Annotated in this window: 25 protein-coding genes; 6 read left to right on the forward strand and 19 right to left on the reverse strand. The window is 59.1% G+C overall.

Annotation, left to right across the window (positions count from 1 at the left end; genetic code table 11):
- The first annotated feature begins 10 nt into the window (after positions 1 to 10).
- Positions 11 to 1,003 carry a hypothetical protein gene (locus RUA4292_RS17885; RefSeq protein ID WP_058278823.1) on the forward strand — a complete coding sequence of 331 codons (993 nt, stop codon included), beginning with the start codon at positions 11 to 13 and terminating at the stop codon, positions 1,001 to 1,003.
- Here RUA4292_RS17885 and RUA4292_RS17890 read toward each other — a convergent pair whose 3' ends face one another.
- The 5 genes from RUA4292_RS17890 to RUA4292_RS17910 all read right to left on the reverse strand — a co-directional run bounded on the left by RUA4292_RS17890 (position 1,004) and on the right by RUA4292_RS17910 (position 5,464).
- On the reverse strand, positions 1,004 to 2,269 hold the full coding sequence (locus RUA4292_RS17890) for a molybdopterin-binding protein (protein WP_058278824.1): 1,266 nt from the start codon (positions 2,267 to 2,269) through the stop codon (positions 1,004 to 1,006).
- Entirely contained in the window at positions 2,266 to 2,757 is a 492-nt protein-coding gene (gene mobB, locus RUA4292_RS17895; protein ID WP_058278825.1) for a molybdopterin-guanine dinucleotide biosynthesis protein B, read from the reverse strand. Before mobB ends, RUA4292_RS17890 begins: the two co-directional genes overlap by 4 nt.
- Positions 2,754 to 3,398: a molybdenum cofactor guanylyltransferase MobA gene (mobA, locus tag RUA4292_RS17900; protein WP_058278826.1), complete on the reverse strand. Its 645-nt coding sequence runs from the start codon at positions 3,396 to 3,398 to the stop codon at positions 2,754 to 2,756. Before mobA ends, mobB begins: the two co-directional genes overlap by 4 nt.
- A 59-nt stretch (positions 3,399 to 3,457) precedes the next feature.
- Positions 3,458 to 4,411 (reverse strand): AEC family transporter, encoded by a 954-nt coding sequence (locus RUA4292_RS17905; protein WP_058278827.1) that lies wholly within the window; start codon positions 4,409 to 4,411, stop codon positions 3,458 to 3,460.
- 111 nt (positions 4,412 to 4,522) lie between these two features.
- A complete protein-coding gene (locus RUA4292_RS17910) occupies positions 4,523 to 5,464 on the reverse strand; it encodes a formate dehydrogenase accessory sulfurtransferase FdhD (protein WP_233493490.1) in 942 nt (313 codons plus the stop codon).
- On the opposite strand from RUA4292_RS17910, the gene RUA4292_RS17915 reads away from it, so the two are divergent.
- Entirely contained in the window at positions 5,463 to 6,179 is a 717-nt protein-coding gene (locus RUA4292_RS17915) for an AzlC family ABC transporter permease (protein WP_058278828.1), read from the forward strand. The genes RUA4292_RS17910 and RUA4292_RS17915 overlap by 2 nt on opposite strands.
- Entirely contained in the window at positions 6,176 to 6,508 is a 333-nt protein-coding gene (locus RUA4292_RS17920) for an AzlD domain-containing protein (RefSeq protein ID WP_058278829.1), read from the forward strand. Before RUA4292_RS17915 ends, RUA4292_RS17920 begins: the two co-directional genes overlap by 4 nt.
- Here the strand turns inward: RUA4292_RS17920 and RUA4292_RS17925 are convergent.
- The 7 genes from RUA4292_RS17925 to RUA4292_RS17955 form a co-directional block, all read right to left on the reverse strand.
- Entirely contained in the window at positions 6,497 to 7,129 is a 633-nt protein-coding gene (locus RUA4292_RS17925; protein WP_058278911.1) for a hypothetical protein, read from the reverse strand. The genes RUA4292_RS17920 and RUA4292_RS17925 overlap by 12 nt on opposite strands.
- A gap of 18 nt (positions 7,130 to 7,147) precedes the next feature.
- Complete coding sequence (locus RUA4292_RS17930) at positions 7,148 to 7,282, reverse strand: aa3-type cytochrome c oxidase subunit IV (protein ID WP_058273578.1); 135 nt, start codon at positions 7,280 to 7,282, stop codon at positions 7,148 to 7,150.
- 68 nt (positions 7,283 to 7,350) lie between these two features.
- On the reverse strand, positions 7,351 to 7,911 hold the full coding sequence (locus RUA4292_RS17935; protein ID WP_058278830.1) for a hypothetical protein: 561 nt from the start codon (positions 7,909 to 7,911) through the stop codon (positions 7,351 to 7,353).
- The gene (locus tag RUA4292_RS17940; protein ID WP_058278831.1) at positions 7,898 to 9,736 is read right to left on the reverse strand and encodes a glycerophosphodiester phosphodiesterase; all 1,839 of its coding nucleotides are present in this window, start codon (positions 9,734 to 9,736) and stop codon (positions 7,898 to 7,900) included. Before RUA4292_RS17940 ends, RUA4292_RS17935 begins: the two co-directional genes overlap by 14 nt.
- 64 nt (positions 9,737 to 9,800) lie before the next feature.
- Positions 9,801 to 10,253, reverse strand: a complete 453-nt coding sequence (locus tag RUA4292_RS17945) for a DUF6173 family protein (RefSeq protein ID WP_058273581.1) — start codon at positions 10,251 to 10,253, stop codon at positions 9,801 to 9,803.
- Between the two features lie 4 nt (positions 10,254 to 10,257).
- Positions 10,258 to 11,304, reverse strand: a complete 1,047-nt coding sequence (locus RUA4292_RS17950) for an MBL fold metallo-hydrolase (RefSeq protein ID WP_058278832.1) — start codon at positions 11,302 to 11,304, stop codon at positions 10,258 to 10,260.
- Positions 11,304 to 13,007 (reverse strand): acyl-CoA dehydrogenase family protein, encoded by a 1,704-nt coding sequence (locus tag RUA4292_RS17955; protein ID WP_058278833.1) that lies wholly within the window; start codon positions 13,005 to 13,007, stop codon positions 11,304 to 11,306. The genes RUA4292_RS17950 and RUA4292_RS17955 overlap by 1 nt, the downstream gene beginning before the upstream one ends.
- A gap of 137 nt (positions 13,008 to 13,144) precedes the next feature.
- Between RUA4292_RS17955 and RUA4292_RS17960 the strand changes: the two genes are divergently transcribed.
- Positions 13,145 to 14,095: an L-threonylcarbamoyladenylate synthase gene (locus RUA4292_RS17960; RefSeq protein ID WP_058278834.1), complete on the forward strand. Its 951-nt coding sequence runs from the start codon at positions 13,145 to 13,147 to the stop codon at positions 14,093 to 14,095.
- Here RUA4292_RS17960 and RUA4292_RS17965 read toward each other — a convergent pair whose 3' ends face one another.
- Positions 14,096 to 14,650 carry a YqgE/AlgH family protein gene (locus RUA4292_RS17965; RefSeq protein ID WP_058278835.1) on the reverse strand — a complete coding sequence of 185 codons (555 nt, stop codon included), beginning with the start codon at positions 14,648 to 14,650 and terminating at the stop codon, positions 14,096 to 14,098.
- 145 nt (positions 14,651 to 14,795) lie between these two features.
- Between RUA4292_RS17965 and RUA4292_RS17970 the strand changes: the two genes are divergently transcribed.
- Complete coding sequence (locus RUA4292_RS17970) at positions 14,796 to 15,602, forward strand: protein-disulfide reductase DsbD domain-containing protein (RefSeq protein WP_058278836.1); 807 nt, start codon at positions 14,796 to 14,798, stop codon at positions 15,600 to 15,602.
- Positions 15,603 to 15,615: 13 nt separating this feature from the next.
- The gene (locus tag RUA4292_RS17975; protein WP_058273587.1) at positions 15,616 to 16,035 is read left to right on the forward strand and encodes an NUDIX hydrolase; all 420 of its coding nucleotides are present in this window, start codon (positions 15,616 to 15,618) and stop codon (positions 16,033 to 16,035) included.
- Here RUA4292_RS17975 and RUA4292_RS17980 read toward each other — a convergent pair.
- From RUA4292_RS17980 to RUA4292_RS18005, 6 genes are all read right to left on the reverse strand, one after another.
- Complete coding sequence (locus tag RUA4292_RS17980; protein WP_058278837.1) at positions 16,032 to 19,430, reverse strand: efflux RND transporter permease subunit; 3,399 nt, start codon at positions 19,428 to 19,430, stop codon at positions 16,032 to 16,034. The genes RUA4292_RS17975 and RUA4292_RS17980 overlap by 4 nt on opposite strands.
- Before the next feature lie 5 nt (positions 19,431 to 19,435).
- Positions 19,436 to 20,890, reverse strand: a complete 1,455-nt coding sequence (locus tag RUA4292_RS17985) for an efflux RND transporter periplasmic adaptor subunit (protein WP_058278838.1) — start codon at positions 20,888 to 20,890, stop codon at positions 19,436 to 19,438.
- A gap of 106 nt (positions 20,891 to 20,996) precedes the next feature.
- Positions 20,997 to 21,539 carry a molybdenum cofactor biosynthesis protein B gene (gene moaB / locus RUA4292_RS17990; protein ID WP_058278839.1) on the reverse strand — a complete coding sequence of 181 codons (543 nt, stop codon included), beginning with the start codon at positions 21,537 to 21,539 and terminating at the stop codon, positions 20,997 to 20,999.
- A 6-nt stretch (positions 21,540 to 21,545) separates the two neighbouring features.
- The gene (locus tag RUA4292_RS17995; protein WP_058278840.1) at positions 21,546 to 22,166 is read right to left on the reverse strand and encodes a LysE family translocator; all 621 of its coding nucleotides are present in this window, start codon (positions 22,164 to 22,166) and stop codon (positions 21,546 to 21,548) included.
- The gene (locus RUA4292_RS18000; protein WP_058278841.1) at positions 22,163 to 22,762 is read right to left on the reverse strand and encodes a metallophosphoesterase family protein; all 600 of its coding nucleotides are present in this window, start codon (positions 22,760 to 22,762) and stop codon (positions 22,163 to 22,165) included. Before RUA4292_RS18000 ends, RUA4292_RS17995 begins: the two co-directional genes overlap by 4 nt.
- On the reverse strand, positions 22,759 to 23,526 hold the full coding sequence (locus tag RUA4292_RS18005) for a uracil-DNA glycosylase (RefSeq protein ID WP_058278842.1): 768 nt from the start codon (positions 23,524 to 23,526) through the stop codon (positions 22,759 to 22,761). Before RUA4292_RS18005 ends, RUA4292_RS18000 begins: the two co-directional genes overlap by 4 nt.
- Positions 23,527 to 24,059 lie beyond the last annotated feature (533 nt).

The following is a 24,059-nucleotide window of genomic DNA, read 5'->3' on the forward strand; positions in this document are numbered from 1 at the left end:
AGCCTTGACCATGTCAGAGCCCAATCCCGAACAAGATCCCGAACGGCCAACCCCTTTGGGGATATATGACAAGCCTTCGCATCCTTCGGTAACCGAGATCGAGATTGTTGCCATCGCGCTTAGCGTGGTTTGGCTAATCGTGTCGATTGTGTTTCTGGTGCTTCCCGACAAGGTCGATGGCGGCGGATTCGTCGTGACCCTGCTGGCTGTTTTCATGCCGGTGGCGATGATTTGGGTCGCCGCTATGGCGATGCGCGCCAGTCGCGTCATGCGCGAAGAAAGCGCCCGGCTGCAGACAGCGATAGATGCAATCCGTCACGCTTACGTGATTCAGCAACAGCGCGCCGCTAGCTTGCAAGAACCCGGTGTCAGCAAAAAGCTGGACGAAATCGCCGGGACCGCCAAAAAAGCAGAAACCGCGCTGGCGACGTTTTCGTCGAAACGGACCGAACCGGTTCGCGGCGAAGCATCTGTTGCCACAGGCGACCAGACGTCTTTGGAACTTGGCACCCCGGCCGAAGATATCGCGCCGCCATTGACGACCGATACCTTCATTCGAGCGCTGAATTTCCCGGAAACGCAGGATGATGCTGAAGGGTTCGACGCCCTTAGGCTGGCGCTACGGGATCGCAAGACCGCCCAACTGGTGCAGGCTTCGCAAGACGTGCTTACACTGCTGAGCCAGGAAGGCATCTATATGGATGACCTGCGCCCGGATATGGCGCGTCCCGAAATCTGGCGGCAATTCGCACAGGGTGCGCGCGGCCGCGCGGTTGCCGCGTTGGGCGGGATCAGGGACCGGTCTTCGCTGGCACTGACGGCAGCGCGGATGAAGCAGGACCCGATATTCCGGGACGCCGTGCATCATTTCCTACGCCGTTTTGATCACATGATCGTTGAATTTGAACCGGTTGCCAGCGACGCGGACCTGACCGCTTTGGGCGACACGCGAACCGCCCGTGCGTTCATGCTGCTGGGGCGTGTCGCAGGTACCTTCGATTGATCACAGCCCAAAGCTGCCATAGGGAATAAACCGCACCAGTTCGCCCGGCCTGATGTGGCATGCACCATCCTGAATCTCGACCAACCCCTCGGCCCAGCTAAGGCCGCTGATACGACCCGACCCTTCCGAGGCAAAAACCTCGACCCAACCGTCTCGGACACGGGCCCGCAAGTACTCGCGCCGCCCCGGTTTTTTGCGCTTCTCGAAATTGGCTGGCAGGTCGAACCCCTGCGGCTGGGACCAGCCCTCGCCCGCCATCAGACCCAGCGCAGGGCGGGCAAAGATCAACGTACAGACTTTGGCAGCGACGGGATTACCCGGCAGGCCAAATACGGGCGTTTCGTTCCACATACCCAACGCCAAGGGGCGGCCGGGCTTTAGCGCAATGCGCCACTCCTGCATCGCACCGGCCTCTCGCAGCAGGGCCGAGACGTGATCCTCATCCCCGGCGGACGCGCCGCCGCTGGTCAGAATGACGTCGGCCTGTTCCGACGCCTTGCCCAGCCTGTTGCGCAGATCTTCCCGGTCGTCAGACACGCGCCCCATATCCACCGGCTCATAGCCCAGTCGCGCGATCATCGACAACAACATCGGACGGTTGGCATCAAATATTTGGCCGGGTCCGGCGGGCGTTCCGGGTTCGACCAGCTCATCCCCGGTTGAAAGCACCGCAACGCGCAGCGTCTTGCGTACCGCGACTTCGGATATCCCGGCAGCCGACAAAAGGGCCATGTCTGCGGGGGTCAACTTGCGCCCGGCAGGCAGAACCAAATCGCCCTCGGCCACGTCTTCGCCAGCTTTGCGGGTATTTGCGCCCTGTTTCAGCGGGCCGTGAAAGGCGATGTGACCATCCTGAACGGTCACGTCTTCTTCTAGTATGACCGTATCCACGCCAGTAGGCAGCGCTGCGCCGGTCAACACGCGCAGCGCCTTGCCATGTGGCACCGAGCCATCAAACGGAATGCCAGCCGCAGCGCGCCCATCCTGCAGCGGCATCACTTGGGGACCCTCGGGTGCAGCCCCGGAAAACCCATAACCATCCACGGCCGTGTTTGGTTGCGGCGGGTTTGAACGTTTCGCAATAACGTCTTCTGCCAGTATCCGCCCCACAGCCTGCCCGATCAGAGCCGTTTCGACCGAAGTCACCACCGTCAACCGAGATCGCAACAAGGCCAGCGCGTCGTCCACAGGTGTCCAGTTGACCCCGGCAGGCAAGGCAAAACAATCATTTCGCAGGGGCGGAGGCGTGATGTTTGGCGGCGTCATAATCCGACCTCTTTCAAGATGAAATCCGCGACTGCGGCGGTGTTGTCCAGATCAAACACCGGAACCTGTAACTGCAGGGGCGTATCGCTGGCGACAGCGCGGATCGTACTGTTTTCCGGGGCCATCAACGCATTGCCGGCCTCGGCACGAAACGCTTCGACCTTGGGGTGGCTTTCTCGTTTGAACCCTTCGATCAGTACGAGATCGACCGGGAGCAGCCGAGCCAGAAGATCAGCCAAAGGCGGCTCAGGTGCTCCGCGCAGTTCTTGCATCACGGCAATACGCTTGCCGGATGCTAATAACACCTCGGACGCACCGGCTTCTCGATGGCGGAAGCTGTCGGTGCCGGTCTGGTCGACATCGACCGCGTGATGGGCATGTTTGACCGTCGAAACTGAAAAGCCGCGCCCGGTAATCTCGGTCACTAACCGCTCCACTAGGCCGGTCTTGCCTGCGTTTTTCCAGCCGGTGACGCCGTAGACCCTCATGCCTGCTCCAGCAGTTTTTGCGCCCGCGCCAAATCGTCGGGCGTGTTGACGTTGAAGAAGGGATCGAAAGGTTCCGCAGGAAACAAAGCTTCACGACCGTCATGTTTGTCGGTCCACAGCACAACCTTGCGCAGCCCGTCATTCAAGGCATCCCGCAGATCATCGCGCAGCGCGACAGGCCAGAGCCCAAATGTCGGATGCCTGTTGACCCGCTTGCCGCCGCCGGACTTTAGCGCTTCATCCCCGGTGCGCGGCGTGGTGGCCAGCACCAGAGGATGTGTTTGCCCTTGGGCAGCGTCGGTCAGCCGCGCCACAAGATCGCGTGGAAAAAACGGCGTATCAGCAGCGGCTGTGACTATGCTGTCGGCGCCTTGCTTAGCAGCCCAGTCGAGTCCAGCCAGAACGCCGGCCAGCGGCCCGGCGAAACCTTCAATGGTATCGGGCAGAACCGGCAGGTTCAGATCGGCGAACCGCTCGGGGTCGCCATTGGCGTTCAGCGCCAGACCGCCGACCTGCGGGCCAAACCGGTCAATGACATGAGACAGCAGGCTTTGGCCCCCGATCTGCAACAGACCCTTGTCGCCGCCGCCCATACGGGTGGCGAGGCCGCCTGCGAGGATTACGCCCAAAGGGGTGTTCATTGCTGCACCTTGTTGCTTGCGTCCAAGTGATCAATAGATCGCAACTTTGTAGAGCGAACTCAATTCAATTGGAACGCGGTAGGATGCAGATGATGCAGGACAAACAGCCACAGGATCAAAGTCCCGACCGCCAGGAACGAGGTCGCCGACACGATGTGAGCGGCGAGTTGCGGCTCCTGATCATAATGTTTGGCCAGCAAAAAGATGCTCTTTGCCGTGGGCGCTGCTGCAGAGACCGTCGCCGCAATGATCCAAAGCGGATCCAGGCCGATCAAATGCCCCGCAAGCAGCACCACCCCCGGAACAACGAGAAGTTTTATTACTGTCAAGAACAGGATCATCGGTCCAGTCTGAACAATCGTGCGAACACTTGTGGTGAACCCGATCGCAAACAGCGCAACAGCTGCAAGCGCCTGGCTCATAAGCTCTAAATAATCCGAGACGGCGTCAGAAAACCCAATACCTGTGAAAGAGTAAAGAACGCCCAACAACGTTGCCGCGATTATCGGGTTTTTCAAAACATTAAGGAGGATCTTGTAAATGGGTGTCTTGGCGCTTGCCTTGTGCCCGGCCGAGGTCTCTAGAATGGTGGTCATGATCAACAGCAGAATGGCGACCACCAGATTTGCCAATACGGCCGGCAGCGCCCCCTTTGATCCAAAAATCGCATGGAGGATGGGCAGCGCAACCAACGCTGTGTTCGAGGCAACGCCAGCAAAGGCCAAAACGGTTGCTGATCCGACCTGAAAACTCGTCAGCGCCTTCAAACCGATGAACAGGACGGCAAAAAGAGCCAGTATCGTACCGCCATACGACACGTAGAAACCGTAGTTTAGAAGGTTCTCAAACTCCTCCTGACCAATCAGGTAAAACATGATGGCGGGGATCAGGACGTAAACCGCAAACTGCACCAGAGCTTCTGACGTGTCTTCACCCAGAAGATTCGTCCAAGAAAACACGTACCCCGTCAAGATCACCGCGAAGACCGGTGCAATTAAACTGATTAATTCCATAGCTTCCCTACGTGGCAACCATCCAAAATTCCACTCTGAGTTGCTCCACCTTAGTGTATATCTTCCGGAACTTGCAGATTTTTCTCAGAACGACTGGTTACCCAACGGATTTCAGGACTGGGAACTTTTCCTTTTGTGTTTCTTATCTTCGACCGCCACAGTCGCCGGATCCACATCACGCATCAGTCGGTCCTCACCTGAAAGACATACAAAGCGCTGCCCACGCATCCGACCGATCAGTGTCAGTCCGACTTCGCGCGCAATCTCTACGCCCCATGCGGTGAAGCCCGATCGCGACGCCAGAACCGGGATGCCCATCATCGCGGTCTTGATCACCATTTCCGAGGTCAGGCGTCCGGTGGTGTAGAGGATTTTGTCTTCAGCCCCCTCATGTTCTGACAGCATCCAACCCGCGATCTTGTCGACAGCGTTGTGACGGCCCACGTCTTCCATATAGACCAGCGGGCGGTTTTCGCGGCACAGCACAGTGCCGTGGATCGCCCCAGCCTCAAGATACAGCGACGGGGTGCGGTTGATCTTGGCCGCCAGATCATAGAGCCACGACGTGCGGACCGAGACCTGCGGCAGGCGCACGTTCTCCAATCCTTCCATCATGTCACCGAACACCGTGCCGACCGCACAGCCACTGGTGCGGGTCTTTTTCTTCAGTTTGTCCTCGTACGAGGTCTCGCGCGCAGTGCGTACCACTACAGTTTCCAGATCTTCATCGTAATCGACGCGCGTGATGTCGTCATCGACCAGCAGCATCCCCTGATTGCGCAGGAACCCCAGCGCCAGATACTCGGGGTAGTCACCGATCGTCATCGCCGTCACGATCTCTTGCGAATTCAAGAAAATCGTCAGCGGGCGTTCCTCGACCACCGAGATCTGGCTGACCTCACCATTCTGGTCCACGCCTTCAACGGCGCGGGTCAGGCGGGGCGCACCGGGATCTGGGGCGATGATGTAGCCTGACTGGTTCTGTTCCGTGGCCAATTGCAACCCTTTCCCAAGACCGCTACTGCTGCGGGGATCACCATAGGATTTAGCCATGGCAGACACCACATCCAAGTCATACTTCTGGAAGGGTTTTCGCGACGGGACCCCGTTCATTTTTGTGGCGATCCCGTTTGGCACCCTGTTCGGCGTGTTCGCAACCGAGGCCGGGTTGAGTATCGTGCAAACCATGGCGTTCACATCCACCGTCTTTGCGGGTGCTGCGCAGTTTGCCGCACTGCAATTGCTGCAGGATCAGACGCCGACGGCCATTATTCTTGTCTCTGCCCTGGCGGTGAACCTGCGGATGGCGATGTATTCAGCGTCACTGACGCCCTATCTGGGCGCTGCGCCGATGTGGCAGCGGGCCTGTGCCGCCTACCTGACTGTCGATCAGTCTTATGCCTGTTCGATTGTGCAGTTTGAAAAAGAACCCAGGATGACAGTGCCCCAGCGCATGGCTTATTTCGTGGGCTCGGTCACACCCATCACGCCGCTATGGATATTGGCGACCTACCTGGGCGCGGTTCTTGGCACACGCATTCCCGAAAGCTGGGCGCTGGACTTTGCCTTGCCGATTACATTTCTGGCAATGATCGGGCCAATGATGCGCACCCTACCCCATGTGGTGGCTGCGCTGGTCGCCATTTTCGTTTCTTTGATGACCGCTGGCATCCCATACAATCTGGGCCTGCTGATTGCCGGATGTGCCGGCATGATGGCCGGTGCTCAGGCCGAATTGTTCGCCGAACGCAGAAAGGCCACACAATGACCCCTGTTGATCCGGTCACGATCTGGTCCATCATCATTGGACTTGCCATTGGCAGTTACAGTTTGCGGTTTGTCTTTATCGGCCTCGTCGGGGATCGCCCGATGCCTCCCTGGCTGTTGCGCCACTTGCGCTATACCGCTGTCGCCATCCTGCCCGCCCTGATTGCACCGCTGGTTGTTTGGCCAACCGCAACCGAAGGGCAGCCCGACATTCCACGGATGGCGGCCGCCGCGGTTGCGCTAAGCGTTGGAGTGATCACAAAGAATGTGCTGGCAGCAATCTTCAGCGGCGCCGCAATCCTGTACGTGTTGCTGTACTTATTGGGTTGAGACCGTTTCCAGTTGGTTCAGTGCCGCATTGTTGGCGGCCAGACCTTTTTGCAGGTCGGCATCGTCGTTCTCACGATACTCCGTTGTCACAACACCCGGAATCTGACCGAACTGATCCGACAGCTTGACCGGAAAAAAGGTCACGTCGATCTGTTCGAACCCCGGAACCTGCTTCAGCAGCGACGCGGTGGAATTCGCACAATAGGCGCCAGCGACCGGACCGGATTGTTTGGCCAGCTGCAAGGCAATCTCGGCCTGTTGCGGGCTTACCTGAATCGTCTGGATACGCGCATAATGTGTCTCGCGCGCGTGCGAACTGCGATAGGCGCGCTCGGCATTCGGGGTGATACCGTACAGCACGTCGTCCTTGATCGGAACCACATCTGCGCGGAAAGACCCCGCAGGATCAAAGATCACCCGCTCGCTGCCGCTGATCATCAACGAAGTATGGGCACCAGACCCGGTGCGCGTGCTGATCATCGTATACAGCGTCAGGGTCGAAGGCCCCGGATCACGATAGGATCGGGCAACGACCTCGGCCCGGTCGGCTTGCGGGCGCTGCGATCCCGTGCAGCCAGCAACAGTTGCTGCCAGCAGGCAGGCAATCAAAATCCGGATCAAGGTCAACCCCGTTTTGGATTATGCGGCGAAGACCGCCAGGAACAGGCAAAGGAGGGCGATGGCAACCACACACCATGTGGTGGCTTTGACGAACCCATCAAAGGTTTTGGTTTGAACAGTGATATCCATTTCGCCGTGCTTGTGTTCAGCCATGAGTCTCAGAATCCTAATTCGCGTGTTTGAAATGTTGGATAATGGAAAATCCGGGGCCTGTCACCACGTCATTCGCGCGCAGGGGACAAAGGAGGAAACACCGAGCACCCCGGATACCCAAAACCCCAACGCCAGGGCAGGCCCGAACAGGGGCCGCCGCCAAATCGGACCGCCGCGTGCATCGCCTCGGCGGTAACGGAATGGGCGGTGCGAATCTGTTCGGCCGTCATCTCATAGCGTTCGGCATATTCCTCGGCATGGTCTGTCCCATGCTGTTTGACGCAGGCACGCAGGCTGTCGTCTGCGGACAGGCGCGCGTCATAGCTGTCTTCGGCCCGCAAAGCCCCGCCAGCACGGTGATAGGCGCGATCATGGGTCACACAGCAGTATTCCCACGGTGGGTGCGCCTCATACAGTCCCCGAAAGCTGGGGAACGTATCCGCCACAAAGCGCCAGCTGGCTGAAAGACCACCCGAACAGCCATCCGTTTCAAACGGGGTCAACTCTGCGCTGCTGCGCTCCGCCATCAGGGCGCGATGTGCTGGTAGCTCAAAGCTGCGCATGACGTCTTGCGCGGAGGCTGGCGCGGCACTCAACAAAAGGATTGCTGCCAGTTTAAGGGCTTTCATCGCGCATCGCCTCAGTATCAAAGGACATGCCAAAGGTCGTCGCCAGCCATAGCAACAACCGCTCTGCCGGCCCCATTTCGGCGCGCACACGCAGAACTCCATTCGCCATCGCTGGTCGGTCCGTGATCAGCCCATCCACCCCCATTGACGCCATCGCCGACATTTGCAGCGGATCATTCACTGTCCAGACATAGATATCCTTACCCGCCGCATGGACCGAATTGACCAAACCCGGCGTCGCCATCGCGGCGTTCACCGCAACAAAATCACCTTCGAGACCTGAGATATTACCCACAGCAGTCGCGGCCAAAACACCGGCGCGCCAGTCGGGGCGAATCGTCTTCATCTTTTGCACTGCCGGGTATTTCAGGGACATCGTTGCAATGTCGTCCTGCATGCCCAGCTCTTCGACCAGAGTGACAACCCGATTCTCAAGGTCTACGTCGTGGCCGTAGTATTTCAGCTCGATAATGACCTTGGCCTTGCCCTTCGCGGCCTCCAGCACGTCGCGCAGCGTCGGCGTCCGCTCATCTGCGTATTCAGGGCCAAACCAGCTACCGATGTCGATCTGATCGATATCCTCCATCGTGGCATCCCACACTTTGAGGTTAACACCGGCCAGTTTCATGAAATCACTGTCATGGGCGACGATGACCACGTCATCCGCAGTTTCCTGCACGTCGATCTCAACCCAGTCTGCCCCGTCCTCAATCGCCTTGAGAACCGAGGCCATCGTGTTTTCGGGCTTCAGCGCGGCAGCGCCGCGATGACCGATAACCTCTGCACGGTCCGGTGCCTGCACCCTTTCCAGAAGGTTCTGCCCGAACCATATCCCAACAAGAACAGCAACGATGGCGGCCCCAACAGCCGTGACCATTGTTCTGCGCAGGTTGCGCGGCTCAGGACGCGGTGGTTCTGATGTCTGGATATCAAAGAATCCATCGAGCAGCACTGCCAATGCGCCCAGAGCTGTGGCTGCCAATACCAGTCCGGCCAGCGACCAGATACCGGCGACGGCCAAGCTGTAAATCAGGGCCAATCTCAGATTGGCTGCGCCTTGCAGCGGCACCAGCGCGAACAAAAGCCCGGCCACCCAGGCGATCACGGCGGCGATGACAAGGCGCACAGCCAGCCAGATGGCCAATTCTATCTTGAGGCGTCCGCGCTTACCTTCCATCCGGCTGGCGCTGATGCCAAACGCATGTCCGGGGTGAACGCCCTCGAACAAAACCAAATGCAGCGACAAAGCCCAGGCTGACAGGCGTCGGATCAACACCCAGGCCATAGACAGCGCAACCGCCACGATCAGCACCACAGCCACCCAGAATGAGGGCGGGTGGAATGTCAGATAATAGTTGATGTCATATTCAGTCAGCGTCCACCACGCGATCACGGCAGAAACGATCGCAAAGGGCAGAACCAACAGCAAAACGCGCACAACAAAGCGCACCGCAAATCCGAACAGGGATGGAAGCCGCGACAGGATCAGCCTGATCGAAGAACTGCCGGCGCGCCATGGGTCCGGCTCTGCCATCCGCAGCGACCCGGCCATGACCGAGAAGACAAACACTTCGGCCAGTAGAAACAGGCTGAGCACCACAACGGCCGCAATAAACCCGGCAGGAGACAGGATGAATGCAGCGATCGCCTGATCAGTCAGCGCCGTCTGGTTGGATAGCGATACGGCAAGATTCACCGTGATCGCCACGCCGGGCGCAATCAGCGCAACCAAAAGCAGGCGCACAACAAGATAGATCGGCACAAAGACACGGCGACGGGCCCACGCACCTTTGTAGGCACTTGTAACGGCAGAGAAAGTGGTCACGCGAGGCCCCCTTGAATGGTAAACTCATTCAAGGCTGCGCAGACGTGAATTGCAAGTCAGGTGATCAGCTTTCTTCCAGATCCGCCGCCAGACGGAACCCGATCCGGTTAGCGGGTTTGTCCTCGACCGATTTGGGCAGGGCCCGCAGCATCACGTTCAACTGGCTGACATGTTGTACAAGCTGAGTGCGCGCGCCGGTCGCATCGGACCCATAAAAGGTGATGATATCGGGATCAAAATACCCCATCCCCTCGATCCGCATGACGCCTGCGTCCCCGCCGGTGAATCCCATCGCAACCTCTTGGTCGCCTGTCAGGGTCTTCTCGAAATTCTGGATATAGAGGATCAGACGTTCATACGCCCATTGCGCGGGGCTTTTTGTTTCAACCGGTTTTTGCAACGGACCGGGCAGGTCTTTTGCGCCTGACTTTGCTTCGGGGTCGGAATGCACTTCGTAGCAGCGCGGCAAAGCTGCGGCTTCGGCGGCCTCGGCCGAGGTTTCGATCTGATCCTGCATAGCTTTACCCTTTGCGCTGAAACTCCCACGCCCCGTCCGCGCGGCGCGTCCGGGTGACAGCTCCAATGTGGTAAAGATGATTCAGATGTGCAACCGCTTCGACCAGCGCAAGCCCATACTCGCCACCGCTGATCTGCCGTTTGAACAAGGGCATGAAACATTCGGCAGCGGTCTTGGGCTGGTCCAAATACTTTTCCAAACGATCCAATGCACTGTGGTGGTTGTCGATCAGTTGCCTCATCCGGATGGGCAGCCCGGTGAATGGCAGCTTGTGCCCGCCCAGCGCAAGATGATCGGGTCGCGCCAGCCCCTGAAGCCGTTCGCAGGCCTCAAGCCATTCAGCAACCGGATCCGCCAGAGGTTCGGTGACATAGACACCCAGGTTGGGACTGATCGAACTGAGGATCTGATCGCCGGTGACCACCAGATTGTCGTTTCGGCTCCAGAACGTGGCGTGTTCTGGTGCATGACCATTGCCCATATGAACATCCCAGTCGCGCCCACCCATGCGGATCACACTGCCTTGCTTGATCCGGGTGAAACCCAGCGGCATCGGATAAACAGTGTCGCAATAATTGAAGGGGCGCTCGGCCATCCGCTTGGCCAGCACGTCGGGTGCCATTCCTGCACTGCGGTAATAGTCCAGCGTCTCCTGGGGCCAGCTTTCCTGAACATCCAGTTGTAGCATCCGCGAAAACAGCCAGGCCGTTCGCGACGCCACCAGTTCCACGCCATGTTCGGATTGGAACCAACCCGCATTGCCCACGTGATCGGGGTGATGATGAGTCACAACCACCCGCGTGATCGGCTTGCCCGCCAACGGGCCTGCCATCAGCTTTTCCCAGATGCGCCGTGTTTTGTTCGACGACATTCCTGTGTCGATCACGGTCCAGCCGTCGCCATCGTCCAGCGCGTAAATGTTAACGTGATCCAGCGCCATGGGCAGCGGCAAACGCATCCACAGAACACCTTCGGCAACCTCGGTCGCCTCGCCCTCGGCTGGAGGCTCAGACCAGGGATATCTGATAGCCAAAGGGGTATCTCCGTCCATCAGGATACAAACTCCTCGGCGCTGAGCCCGAATACATCATCCGACCCGTTCTGTGCTTGAACAAGCAGTCCGGCATATTCAGGCAGCAGCGCGTTGATGTAATACCGGGCCAGTTTAAAGCGCGGGCCACCCGGTTCAGCCAGAGCCGACTGCAGGTGGTAATGTGCACCCAAAACGCGGGCAAAGGCATGCAGATAGGGCAACGCCCCGGCAAACCGGTTGTTCAAATCAGACTGCGCCACCATCCACTCGGTCGTCTCGCGCAAGCTTTCGGTCGCTTCCCAAACCGGGCCAGCCAGTTCGGGCATGGTCGCCCGCGCCTGTTCGGCATGATCTTCGATCTCGTCCAGTAGGCGCGAGGCCGCCTCGCCGCCATCCATCATCTTGCGCGCCACCAAATCCATCGCCTGAATACCGTTGGTGCCTTCGTAGATCGCGGTCACGCGGACGTCGCGGTAATACTGAGCCGCACCGGATTCTTCGATGAAGCCCATACCGCCGTGGACCTGAACACCGGTCTCAGATACGCGCATTCCCGTCTCGGTGCCAAAAACCTTGCCAATCGGCGTCAAAAGAGCGGCACGAGACATCCAATCAACGTCGCCCGTTGCGTTGGCCATATCGATGGCCGCGGCGTTGGCCAGCATAATCGCACGCGCAGCAAAAGTGTCAGCACGCATGCTCATCAACATCCGACGCACATCCGCGTGGTCGATAATGGTGCCCGAGGGGGTTTTGCCCTGTTTCCGCTCCAACGCATAGGCCAGCGCGTGCTGATAGGCACCTTCGGCTGCACCCACACCCTGACCGCCAACACCTAGGCGCGCGTTGTTCATCATGGTGAACATCGCGGCCATGCCGCCATGTTCCTTGCCTACAAGCCAGCCTTTGGCACCGTCAAACTGCATCACGCAGGTTGGTGAGCCGTGCAGGCCCATCTTGTGCTCAACCGATACGACCTTCAGATCATTGGCCACACCGGGATTGCCGTTCTCATCCGGCAGCAGCTTGGGCACCAGGAACAGCGAAATGCCCTTGGTTCCGGGAACGCCATCGGGCAGGCGCGCCAGTACCAAATGGCAGACATTCTCAGCAAAATCGTTGTCACCCCATGAGATAAAGATTTTCTGCCCTGTCACAGAAAAGGTGCCATCCCCGTTGGCTTCGGCTTTCGAAGTCAACGCCCCCACATCCGACCCGGCCTGTGGTTCGGTCAGGTTCATGGTACCAGACCATTCACCTGCCATCATCTTAGGCAGATACAGCGCCTTGAGCTCATCGCTGGCGTGATGTTCCAGCGCTTCGATCTGGCCCTGTGTCATCAGCGGCGCAAGTTGCAGCGACAGGCAGGCGGCAGACATCATTTCATTCACGGCGGTGGTCAGCGTCATCGGCAGACCCATGCCGCCATAATCCGGATCACCACTCATCCCGACCCAGCCGCCTTCGGCTATGGCTTTCCAGCCACCAGCATACCCGGTCGAGGTACGCAGCACGCCGTTTTCCAAGCGCGCGGGCTCAAGATCACCGGGGCGTTGCAGAGGGGCCATCACCTCTTCGCACAGTTTTCCGGCTTCGGTCAGAATGGCACTGACCACATCGTCGCTGGCTTCCGAGAATTTCTCGGTAGCAGCGATCTTGTCAAAATTAACCGCGTGGCGGAACAAGAATTCATAATCAGAGATTGGGGCGCGATATGGCATGTCTTCCCTCTAGGCTGTCTGATTGCGTTTACGCCGACGGGCTTGGAATTTCCACCGCCCACCTTTATGCATCTGGGTTCCACCGAATAGGTATCGGTCCAAATGCTATACGCAATCAAAACGCGGCGTCACCACCAATGATCCCCAACGGCACTCTGACATTAAACGCCGATCCTGCCGGAATTGCGCAGGCGGCAGACCTGCTGCGGCAAGGCCTTCTGGTGGCTTTCCCGACAGAGACGGTCTACGGCTTGGGCGGGGATGCCCGTAACGGAGAAGCGGTGGCAAGCATCTATGCCGCCAAGGGACGACCCAGCTTCAACCCGTTGATTGCGCATGTGGCCTCGATTGAAGCCGCCCAGCGGTTCGTGACATGGTCCGATCAGGCCGAGGCCTTAGTGGCCGCGTTCTGGCCCGGACCGCTGACTCTGGTTCTGCCACTGCGACCGGATCACGGGATTTCATCGCTGGTGACAGCCGGGCTGGACACTCTCGCCGTGCGAGTGCCAGCCCACCCTGCGGCCCGTGCGCTACTGTCCGAATTCGACGGCCCGGTCGCCGCGCCATCTGCCAATCCGTCCGGGCAAATCAGCCCGACCACAGCCGCGCACGTCCTGTCCGGCCTGAATGGGCGCATCGCTGCGGTGCTGGATGATGGGCCTTGCGGGGTCGGTTTGGAAAGCACCATCGTGGGCCTTGCGGGCGAGCCTGCCCTTTTGCGCCCCGGCGGCGTTTCGCTGGAACAGATCGAGGTGGTTCTGGATACTCAGCTGCACCACCACCAGCCGGGTGATGCGCTGAACGCGCCAGGCCAGCTGCAATCGCATTATGCTCCGGATGCGCCCGTTCGTCTGAACGCCAGCACCGCCCAAGGCGATGAAGTTCTACTGGGGTTTGGCCCGGTGGACTGCGATCTGAACCTGTCAGCGAAAGGTGATCTTGCCGAGGCCGCTGCCAACCTGTTCGCCGCACTGCACACCCTGAATGACACCGGCAGACCAATTGCGGTGACCCAAATTCCCGAACATGATTTGGGTGCGGCCATTAACGACCGTCTGCGCCGCGCTGCCGCCCCGCGTAACGGCTGATCAGGCGCGTCCGGACTCGGCAGACAGGATCAAGGGGTCAACGCCTAAAGTCGCAAGCGCATCTCCCCATTTCTCATCATCGGCTACATCGAAGACCAGCTTGGACGACGCCTCGGTCGTGAGCCAGCCGTTCATCGCGATCTCATCCTCAAGCTGACCAGGTCCCCAACCCGAATAGCCCAGCACCAAAGTGGAGTTCAAAGGCCCGCGCCCCGAGGCAAGATCCTCTAGGATGTCCAGCGTTGCCGTCATGCTGAACTCATCCGTGATGTGCATGGAATGCAGGTTCGCCTCGTAATCCGAGCTGTGCAGGACAAAACCACGCGACATCTCGACCGGACCGCCGAAATGGACCAAACGTTCACCCACAACCGGAATCCGGCAGGGGATGTTGAGCTGACTCAACAGAGTTTTCAGCCGCAGATCCGAAGGTTTGTTAATAATCAACCCCATAGCACCATCTTCGCCATGGCTGCACAGGTACACCACCGAATGATCAAAACGCGGATCGCCCATGCCAGGCATCGCAATCAACAGTTTTCCGGTAAGATCCATGGGCCGACATCTCTTATCAGGTATGCTTCAACAATGACCCTTGGTCACCCGGATTGGCAAGGGATCAGCGCACATTTCCGCAGATTTCATCCCGGTTACCGGAACGTGACTTGGATTCTGTGCCGCAACCGCGCATTTATGAACCATGAGCGTAAAAAATGTATTACCAGCAATCGCCATAACCTTTGGTCTGGCCTTACCTGCAACAGCGCAGGTCAACGGCCCCATTGCCGCTTTGGATATTCTGGATGGCGGACGCACCGCTAAAGGAACGTACCTCAGCGCCGTGCGTGTGACGCTGCAGGACGGTTGGAAAACCTATTGGCGTGCGCCGGGGGATGCTGGCATTCCGCCGCAATTCGACTGGAACCGTTCGAACAACGTCGGGGATGTGTCGATTACATGGCCCGCACCCAGTGTTTTTGACCAGAACGGATTGCAATCAATCGGCTACGAAAACCAACTGGTTTTGCCAGTCGAGATCACGCCGAAAAACCCGGCCAAGCCCGTACGCCTGCAGGGAACGATGGATCTGGGCGTCTGCAAGGATGTTTGCATCCCGGAACAGCTGGATTTCGACCACACGCTGAACGCAGACGCCGGGCGCAACCCCACCATCGCCGCTGCACTGGCACAAAGGCCCTTTTCCGAACACGAGGCCAGAGTGGCCCAAACCACCTGTCACCTCTCACCCACATCAGACGGGATGAAGATCGAGGCCCGGGTGACCATGCCCTCGGCAGGCGGTCGCGAGGTGGCCGTGATCGAGCCGGGGAACCCGGCGCTCTGGGCTTCGCAGACCGAGACGACGCGAACCGGCAACACTCTGATCGCAACCTCTGAGGTGATTAATGCATCCGGTGGACCGTTTGCGCTGGATCGGTCGGAAATTCGGATCACCGTGTTGGGTGCAAATCACGCAGTCGACATTCGGGGATGCAGCGCAAGCTAAGCCCGGTGATTTCATGACACAAACTCCAAAAATCGGCGCTTTGGCAGTAGTCCTGCATCAGGACCAAGTGCTGCTGGTTCAACGCAGCAAGCAACCCGATGCTGGCCTGTGGGGCTTTCCCGGTGGCCATGTGGAATGGGGCGAGACTGTTCTGCAAGCCGCGCAAAGAGAGCTGCGCGAAGAAACCTCGGTCATTGCAGACCCTCAGCACTACTTAGACAATCTTGATTTGCTGCGCTGGAACGAAAACGGCGACGTCCAGACACACTACCTGCTGGTAGGCGTGGCCTGTCAGTATCAAACCGGCGACCCCATTGCAGGTGACGACGCGCTCGATGCGCGTTGGTTCCCTGTGGATCAGATCCGCCGCGGCGAACTAGAGATGAGCAACCGTGTCATCGATCTGCTGGAAACCGCCCTGCGCCGGACTTAGGTCGCGGGCCTTTTGAGCCGGGTATAAAGCAAGCCAGAGACTGCCACGCTGAGGAACAGTATCAGCGCGGCACCTGTAACGAATGCGCCCAAGCCCATCCGAAGAATAGCCATGCCATCCTCGCCCGCATAAAGCCCGGACAAGAACCCGATGGGCGCGCCGTAAATTGCGGGCCACACCATCGTGACCGTAAACCATGAAAGCAGGGCGAGGCCCGAACACGCCAACGTCCCCTGCACCACACGGTCCGGGGCACGTGCCGCCCGACGCATCGCGGTCATTGGGCGAGACAGATCGTTCAGAATGGCAAGCAACGCCGGGACTAGCAGCAGGACCAGCAACATTCCAAAGCCCAGCCCATAGACCAAAGTAATGACTGTGGGTTTAAGAAACTGCGCCTGCTGCGACCCTTCATACAGTAACGGGGTCAGCCCCAGAACCGTGGTCAGCGTCGTCAGCATCACAGGCCGCAACCGGTCTGCGGTGCCTTCAACTATCGAAGGCACAAGCCCGCGCTCTTTCTGGTAATCGTCGATGGTCGTCACCAAAACAATCGAATCGTTGATTATGATCCCCGTCATCCCCAGCAGACCGACGACCGTGAACATGCTTAGCGGAACTTCCCACAGGTAGTGCCCCCAGATCGCGCCGACCAACCCAAATGGGATAATCGCCATCACCACCAGTGGCCGCGTCCAGCTGGCAAACACCCAGGCCAGTACAAGATAGATACCCGTCAGGCACAGAATCAAGCCGGTGCGCGCCTCGGACAGGAACTCGTCTTCCTGTTCGCTCAGACCGGCCATCCGCCATTCGACCTGTCGTTCCGAGGCGATTTTCGGCAGGATTTCCTCGCCCATGGCACGTGCAATCTCAGCCGCGCGCGTCGGGTCATCTTCCGAGATGTCGCCATTCACCGATATCACCCGCAGGCCATTTTCGCGCCGGACGGTCGAGAAGCCGGACTTTCGCTCGACCGACACGATATCGGCCAACGGCACATACACTCCATCGGGTGTTCGCATCAGAGTGCGCTCCAGGAAATCGGCGGTCAGCTCTCCTTCGGGCAGTTCAACCCTGATCTCGGCACTGCGCGGGCCATCCGGGAAGGTCGCCGCCTCGATCCCGTTTAACCGGTCACGCAACACGCGTCCCAGCATTTCGATCCTGAACCCCAGCGACTGACCCTGCGCTGTCAGGTCCAGAATGTACTCTTCCTTGTCATAGGCAAGATTGTCTTCCAGCGCCGAAACTTCAGGATATTTTGAAAGCTCGGTCTGCAAATCCTCTGATGCGGATTTGAGCGTATTCACATCCGCGCCATAGAACTGAACGTCAATGGCATCGCCACCCGGCCCAGAGCGCCATCCCCGGAAGCTAAGCAGTTCAACCTTCGGGTGGCGCGGTACAAAATCCTGCAACTCACCCACAAACTCAAAGCTGGAATAGGGGCGCAGATCCGCGTCGATCAACTCGATGGAAATACCACCCAGCAAATCTGCGTCTTTTCCATCAGCGGCGGCCAATCCCCATCCTGCGGACCCGCCAACCTCGGCCAGCACGTAGTCGATCGGGTTACGACCGTGGCGTTCTTCATAGATCTGGCCCAGCTCTTCGGTCGCACGCTGCAGCTCATGCATCATGGCCACAGTCTCGGCGCGGGTGGCACCTTCGACCATTATGAAGTTGCCCGTGACCGAGCCGCGCTCGGGCGCGTTAAAGAACCGCCAGTTCACATCACCTCGAATGAACAGGGCAACTTGGCTGGCCAGGATCACCACCATCATGGCAACCACCACATAGCGTGCCCAGACAACCCAGGCGATCAGCGGTCGGAACAGATGATCCCGTACCCAGCGGAACCCGCGATTGACCACGCGGTTGGGCAGATCATACCAGTGCTCTTTCGTGGAATGCGCGATGGCATGCGCCATATGGTTCGGCAGGATCAGGAAGCATTCGATCAGCGACGCAATCAAAACCGCGATAACGGTAAAGGGGATGTCGCGGATCAACTCTCCGAACCGGCCGCCGACAAGGGTCAGGCCAAAAAAGGCGATCACTGTCGTCAGAGTCGCCGCAAAGACCGGCATCGCCATGCGCCGCGCCGCGCGTTCAGCGGCCACCATTGGGGCCTCACCTAATCGGCGCGCGCGAAAATCGGCATGCTCACCTACGACGATGGCGTCATCCACAACAATGCCCAGCGTGATAATCAGGCCGAACAGGGACACCATGTTGATGGACAGCCCGCCGATATACATGAAGGCAATCGCGGCAGACATGGCAACCGGAATACCTGCTGCGACCCAAAAGGCGATCCGCGCATTCAGGAACAGAAACAGAAGACAGACCACAAGGCCCAAGCCAACAAGGCCGTTGTCGACCAGAATATCCAGACGGTCGGTGATCGCCTGAGCGCGGGTTCTGATCAGCTCGATCGTCACGCCTTCGGGAACGCTGGCCTGCATTTCCGTCACAACGTCTTCGACCGCGTGCTGGATTTCAATCGCGTCACCCAGGTTTGAGCGATCTACGCGGACCGACATTGCCGGGTTTTCGCCCACGAAGTAGCTGCGATTGCGATTGACCCCCTCCACACGGATCTGCGCTACATCGCCCACCAGCAACTTGGATCCGTCCGCAAAATTGCGCAGGGCGATACCTTCGATTTCTTCGGGTGTGCGCTTTTCCGTACCCGTGCGAATACGGGCATTCGCGCCGGTCACATCACCTGCTGGGTTTGCGTTGACCTCGGCCGCGACAGCTGATGCGACCTCGGACAGGGTGATGTCGTTGGCAATCAGTTGGGCGGTCGGTATCTCGACCACGATGCGCGGCGCAGCAAGCCCCCGAATCGTGGTACGGGTAACCCCGACTGCGAAAAGACGGTTGATCAACTCGTCCGTGAACTTGGCCAGCTGATCAGGATCGACAGGCCCGGTGACAACCACGTCTGTAACCCGGTCCCGCCAGGCACCCCGCCGGATTGTTGGTTCTTCGGCATCGTCGGGCAGACTGGTGACACTGTCGACGGCAGTCCGGACCTCCTCAACTGCGCGGGACATGTCCCAATTCGGCTCGAACTCCAGCCGAATGCTGGCGCGCCCCTCGCGCGAGGTCGCTTCGGTGCTGGCGACACCCTCGACCGCCAGCAAGGCGGGCTCAAGCACCTGAATGATTCCGTTGTCCACATCTTCGGGACCAGCCCCATCCCAGTCCACACTCACGTCGACACGTTCCAGAACCACATCGGGAAAGAACTGCGCCCGCATATTCGGGATTGCCGCCGCACCCAGTACCAGCATCACCAGCAGCAGCAGGTTTGCCACCGTTTTGTGACGCGTGAAGTAACTGAGGATGCCGCCTGCCGCGCTGGGGATCTCGCGCATCATGGCGCTTAACCCCCCGCCCGGTTTTCAAGCCGCTGAACTAATGAGGCCGGTACTTTGGCCTCACTCAATTGGCCCAGAACCCGTTCTTTGACGTCCTTTGGCATGCGGGTGCTGGCCTCGACCTGAGCTACCAACTTAGCGCGCTGTTCCTCGGACAGCTCAACCATATCCGGTGCAGCCCCGGCGCTGTCATCTGTCCGCAGGGGCCGGACACGTACGCCCGATCCCAGTAGAGGTGTCCGGCCGATCACGACCTCACGCCCCACCAGCCCATCGCCGCGCAGCAAAACCTCATCGCCCTGACGCCGGATCAGTTGCACCGGAAGCGCTTCGAGCCTGTCATTTTCATCCAAAACCAACACCGTTCCGACCGCATCCAAGGCCGACGATGGCAACCGCACTACGTTGTCCAACGGTTGTTCCTGCACGGTGACAGTAACAAAGTCACCCGGCTTGAACCCCGACGCCTCATCCAGTCGGGCATAGATCAAACGCCCGGTCTGCCCTTCGCCCGCCGATCCGCTGTCGCGGCTAATGCGGCCTTGTGCGGTCAGGTCGGTGCCCGTGACCTCAAGCGAGATTGTCACCGGTGCGTCGATCAGATCACCGGCTGCGTCCAACAATCGGACGTATTGCGCGGTTGAGACGCGGAATGCCACCTCCAACGCATTGGGGTCGACAAGTTCCGCCAGCTTTTCGTTCGCGGACACCAGCCGTCCTTCGACCAGTGTTACATCCGTCAAGGTGCCCCCGAACCGGGCGCGGATTGTCATATCATCCAGATCGCGTTCAGCAGCCTCAAGCGCAATGCGGGCTCGTGACAACAGGGTGGTCGCCTGATCGACGCGGGATTCTGCCTGAGCCAGCGCAATCCGCCGCGCCAGCACCGCCTGCTGTGCGGCGGCCTTGGCCAGTTCGGCCTCCTCCACAGATGCTGCGGCCCCGACGCCACGTGTCTGCAAATCCTGCTGGCGCTGCAAGGCGCGCCCACGCAGCTCTGCCTGTGCCTCGGCCGAATTCAATTCATCCTGCGCCAGCAGCAGCGACCGCTCCGCGTCACGCTCTTCAAACTGCGCGTCCAGCAAGTCGGATTTTGCCCGATCCAGTGCGGATTGGGCGTCTGCGGGATCAAGTTCAACCAGAACTTCGCCTGTTGTTACCACACCGCCATCTTCAAAATCTTCGGCCAGCCCGACAACACGCCCGCCCAGCGCGGCGCGCAGTTCTAACCTGCGACGGCTTTGAACCTCGCCAAAGGCTTCGAGATTTGGGGTGACGGTTTCCAATTCCGCGGACCGAACAGAAACGGCAAAGACACGCTCGCGGGCCTGCGGAGCGGACTCTTCCCGTGTCAGAACGTCTTGCACGGCACCCGAAATCATCTGTGCCGCCACAAACAACAGGGCCACCGTCAACGACGTCAAAAAGACTCCAACAAGGCTTTGCCTCAGAAATCGCATATAAAATTCACCCCGGTTGCATCAGGCTGCCATTAGCAAAAGGTAGCTGGGCAGCAAAAAATGCCAAGCCACAAAGCGGTTATGAACGGTTTAACGTGCGACCAGTCTACTTCCGTCGCAAATGTTCGTCCAATCTGGGCATTATTTCGACGAAATTGCAGGGACGGTGGCGGTAGTCGAACTGTTTTTCCAAAATGCCGTCCCAGGCGTCCTTGCAAGCGCCCGGGCTGCCGGGCAATGCAAATAGATATGTGCCGCCTGCGACCCCACCGGTCGCACGTGATTGCACGGCCGACGTTCCAATCTTCTCCATTGAAACGATTGTGAACACCGTGCCGAAAGCCTCGATTTCCTTCTCATAGACATCGCGATGCGCTTCGACCGTTACGTCGCGGCCCGTCAGGCCCGTACCACCGGCCGAAATCACCACGTCTATCTCAGGATCCGCAATCCAGACGCGCAACTGATCGGCGATCTCGCTGCGCTCATCGCGGATGATGCTGCGATCGGCAACCCTGTGCCCTGCCCTTTCGATGCGATCAACAAGTGTCTGGCCGGATTTGTCCTCATCCATCGACCGCGTGTCCGAAACGGTAAGCACGGCGATACGGACCGGAATGAAATCTTTGGTCTCATCAATGCGCGACATGTTTCCTCAGGCCCTTTCCAAGATGGCAAGCCGGATGGCGAGGGCTGTGAAGATTCCCCCGGTCACCCAGCCCATGATGCGTGAGGCGCGCGGGTTTGCGATCAGCACCCGCCCCGCACCACCGGCAAATATTCCAACAAGCCCGTTCACCACAAATCCGCCCAACGCAATGATGGACCCGAAAATCAGGAACTGCAGCAGGATCGATCCCGCCGCCGGGTTCAAGAACTGAGGGATAAAAGCCAGAACAAACAGAATTACCTTAGGGTTGGTCAGGTTCACCACCAGCCCGTCCCGGAATGCCAATTGGGTGGGACCGGAGGGAGCATCCGCAGAGACCGCCCCATTCCGAAACGCCCCCCAGGCGAGATACAGCAGATAAGCAACGCCCATCCAGCGGATCACATCGAACAGCCAGGGCATCGTCGCCACAGCCGCTCCTAGACCGAGACCCGCCACCAGAACGTGAACCATCGATCCGACGGAGATACCTGCGCTGGCGGCGATTGCAGGCCGCGCCCCGGACCGCAGCCCCTGCCCAAAGCAGAACATCATGTCCGCCCCGGGGGTCAGATTCAGGGCAATTGCCGCCGGGATGAACGCCAGCAGCGTAACTGTATCAATCACGTGGTGACCTCGAACCAATTTACTGTGGGGCCAAGATTGGCGATCTGCGTCACGCCGATTGCGCCTCGGTAACCCCAGCTGTCGTGGATATGGCCACAAAGGGCAATTTGCGGCTGCAACCGCTCGATTGCGTCACGGACCGCCACCGAACCTACCGCATCACCCGTCGATGTAAGATCGCCGTGACCCTTGGGCGGAGAATGCGCGACCAGGATGTCAGCTCCTTCGCAACGATTCAGCAACTCAGCCGCTTCAGGATCCGTCATATCACAGGACCACGCACCGAATGGCGTCACCGGTACGCCATAACCAAGGCCAAACAGACGCAGCCCATCCACGGTCATGCCTGTACCGTGCAAAACATGCACGCCTTCAGGCGCTGCGTCGGTCAGTTCGCCTGCACTTTCGGCATTGCCCGGAACCAGAACCAGCGGCGCATTGATAGCAGAGAGCATCGCCATCGCGTCATCCAGCCCTTGCCGCATGTTGCAATAATCTCCGGCTCCGATAACCAGATCGGCCTCATCGCTTGCTGCAACAACGTCTGCGGCACGGTTTCGCGCCATATGCAGGTCCGAGAATGCGAGGATCTTCATGCCTTGCCCTCCAGCCTTGCTTTGAGTTCCAGCAAATCAGCCCATGCCTGCCGCTTCATCTGTGGTTGTCGCAGCAGATATGCAGGATGGAACATCGGCATAACCGGCAAGTCCATCGCCTGATCCCACTGACCGCGAAGCCGTGTGATCCCCCGTTTACCCAGAACAGCCTGACAGCTGATATTGCCCATCACCACCAGAACCTCGGGTTTGGCCAAGGCCACGTGCCGTTCGAGAAACGGCTTCAACATGCCAATCTCTTCGGGCTTTGGATCCCGGTTCTGCGGTGGGCGCCACGGCAGGACGTTGGTGATATAGACGTTTTCGGTCCGATTCAGATCAATCGCGTCCAGCATCCGGTCCAACAACTGACCGGCGCGTCCGACAAAAGGCTTGCCCTCGCGGTCCTCATCGCGGCCCGGGGCCTCTCCGATAATCATCACCCGCGCACCCGGGGTGCCGGCGGCAAAGACCAACTGCCGCGCACCGCGTTTCAACTCGCAATGGTCAAACGCGTCCATGGCCGCCTGCAACTGATCCAGTGACCCTGCAGACTGTGCCGCAGATTTCGCAACCACAACCGGATCAACCTGCTTGGGTTTTTCCGGTGCGGTCTGGGCCTTTGCGGGTTTCTTGGCTTTGGGCGCAGTATCCGGCAACGCATAGCGATCCACCGGTGCATCACCGATAGCATCCGTTGCGCCCAGCTCGATCTGCCATTCCAGCAGAGCACGGGCAGTATGATAGTCCAAAGCCGATTCCATACCCCTCAATCTAACCACCTTTTGAACGAGGGAAAGCAGATAGACCTTGATTGGTCAGTCCATCGCGCCGACGATTGCCATATTCATGTTGTCTGTATTGCGATTCTTGTTTCTTGGTTTGCTGCTGATCATTCTCAGCAGTCCTACTTCTGCGCAGTTCAAAGACAGATATGGCCAGTGCCGCGCGGGCCAATTCAAATGTGGCAACACATGCTGCTCGGGCGGGCAAAGATGCAGCTTTGACGGGCACTGCATTCCATTGGGCGGCACCTATTGCGGCGGCGGCCGTACCTGCGGCCCATTCGAGCGCTGCGTGGCAGGCGGCACCCGATGCGCACCAGCGGGGCAAAATAAGTGCAGGTCGCGCCTGGACTGCCCCGGCGGCAGCATCTGCAATGCCCGTGGCGAATGCGAGCGCAATACACCTGACATTCTGGAACTGCCTTCACTGACATGCGACGACGGTCGCATTTGCGGATCCGGATCGTCTTGCCTGCCGGGTGGCGGATGTTCACGCCCCGGCTGGTATCTTT

Origin of the sequence: Ruegeria atlantica (genome assembly GCF_001458195.1) — a bacterium.
Lineage (GTDB): Bacteria > Pseudomonadota > Alphaproteobacteria > Rhodobacterales > Rhodobacteraceae > Ruegeria > Ruegeria atlantica.

Coding starts and splice junctions, on each gene's coding strand:
- RUA4292_RS17885 (WP_058278823.1), top strand. CDS start 11: ATGTCAGAGCCCAATCCCGAACAAGATCCCGAACGGCCAACCCCTTTG.
- RUA4292_RS17890 (WP_058278824.1), bottom strand. CDS start 2,269: ATGACGCCGCCAAACATCACGCCTCCGCCCCTGCGAAATGATTGTTTT.
- mobB (WP_058278825.1), bottom strand. CDS start 2,757: ATGAGGGTCTACGGCGTCACCGGCTGGAAAAACGCAGGCAAGACCGGC.
- mobA (WP_058278826.1), bottom strand. CDS start 3,398: ATGAACACCCCTTTGGGCGTAATCCTCGCAGGCGGCCTCGCCACCCGT.
- RUA4292_RS17905 (WP_058278827.1), bottom strand. CDS start 4,411: ATGGAATTAATCAGTTTAATTGCACCGGTCTTCGCGGTGATCTTGACG.
- RUA4292_RS17915 (WP_058278828.1), top strand. CDS start 5,463: ATGGCAGACACCACATCCAAGTCATACTTCTGGAAGGGTTTTCGCGAC.
- RUA4292_RS17910 (WP_233493490.1), bottom strand. CDS start 5,464: ATGGCTAAATCCTATGGTGATCCCCGCAGCAGTAGCGGTCTTGGGAAA.
- RUA4292_RS17920 (WP_058278829.1), top strand. CDS start 6,176: ATGACCCCTGTTGATCCGGTCACGATCTGGTCCATCATCATTGGACTT.
- RUA4292_RS17930 (WP_058273578.1), bottom strand. CDS start 7,282: ATGGCTGAACACAAGCACGGCGAAATGGATATCACTGTTCAAACCAAA.
- RUA4292_RS17935 (WP_058278830.1), bottom strand. CDS start 7,911: ATGAAAGCCCTTAAACTGGCAGCAATCCTTTTGTTGAGTGCCGCGCCA.
- RUA4292_RS17945 (WP_058273581.1), bottom strand. CDS start 10,253: ATGCAGGATCAGATCGAAACCTCGGCCGAGGCCGCCGAAGCCGCAGCT.
- RUA4292_RS17950 (WP_058278832.1), bottom strand. CDS start 11,304: ATGGACGGAGATACCCCTTTGGCTATCAGATATCCCTGGTCTGAGCCT.
- RUA4292_RS17955 (WP_058278833.1), bottom strand. CDS start 13,007: ATGCCATATCGCGCCCCAATCTCTGATTATGAATTCTTGTTCCGCCAC.
- RUA4292_RS17960 (WP_058278834.1), top strand. CDS start 13,145: ATGATCCCCAACGGCACTCTGACATTAAACGCCGATCCTGCCGGAATT.
- RUA4292_RS17965 (WP_058278835.1), bottom strand. CDS start 14,650: ATGGATCTTACCGGAAAACTGTTGATTGCGATGCCTGGCATGGGCGAT.
- RUA4292_RS17970 (WP_058278836.1), top strand. CDS start 14,796: ATGAGCGTAAAAAATGTATTACCAGCAATCGCCATAACCTTTGGTCTG.
- RUA4292_RS17975 (WP_058273587.1), top strand. CDS start 15,616: ATGACACAAACTCCAAAAATCGGCGCTTTGGCAGTAGTCCTGCATCAG.
- RUA4292_RS17980 (WP_058278837.1), bottom strand. CDS start 19,430: ATGATGCGCGAGATCCCCAGCGCGGCAGGCGGCATCCTCAGTTACTTC.
- RUA4292_RS17985 (WP_058278838.1), bottom strand. CDS start 20,890: ATGCGATTTCTGAGGCAAAGCCTTGTTGGAGTCTTTTTGACGTCGTTG.
- moaB (WP_058278839.1), bottom strand. CDS start 21,539: ATGTCGCGCATTGATGAGACCAAAGATTTCATTCCGGTCCGTATCGCC.
- RUA4292_RS18000 (WP_058278841.1), bottom strand. CDS start 22,762: ATGAAGATCCTCGCATTCTCGGACCTGCATATGGCGCGAAACCGTGCC.
- RUA4292_RS18005 (WP_058278842.1), bottom strand. CDS start 23,526: ATGGAATCGGCTTTGGACTATCATACTGCCCGTGCTCTGCTGGAATGG.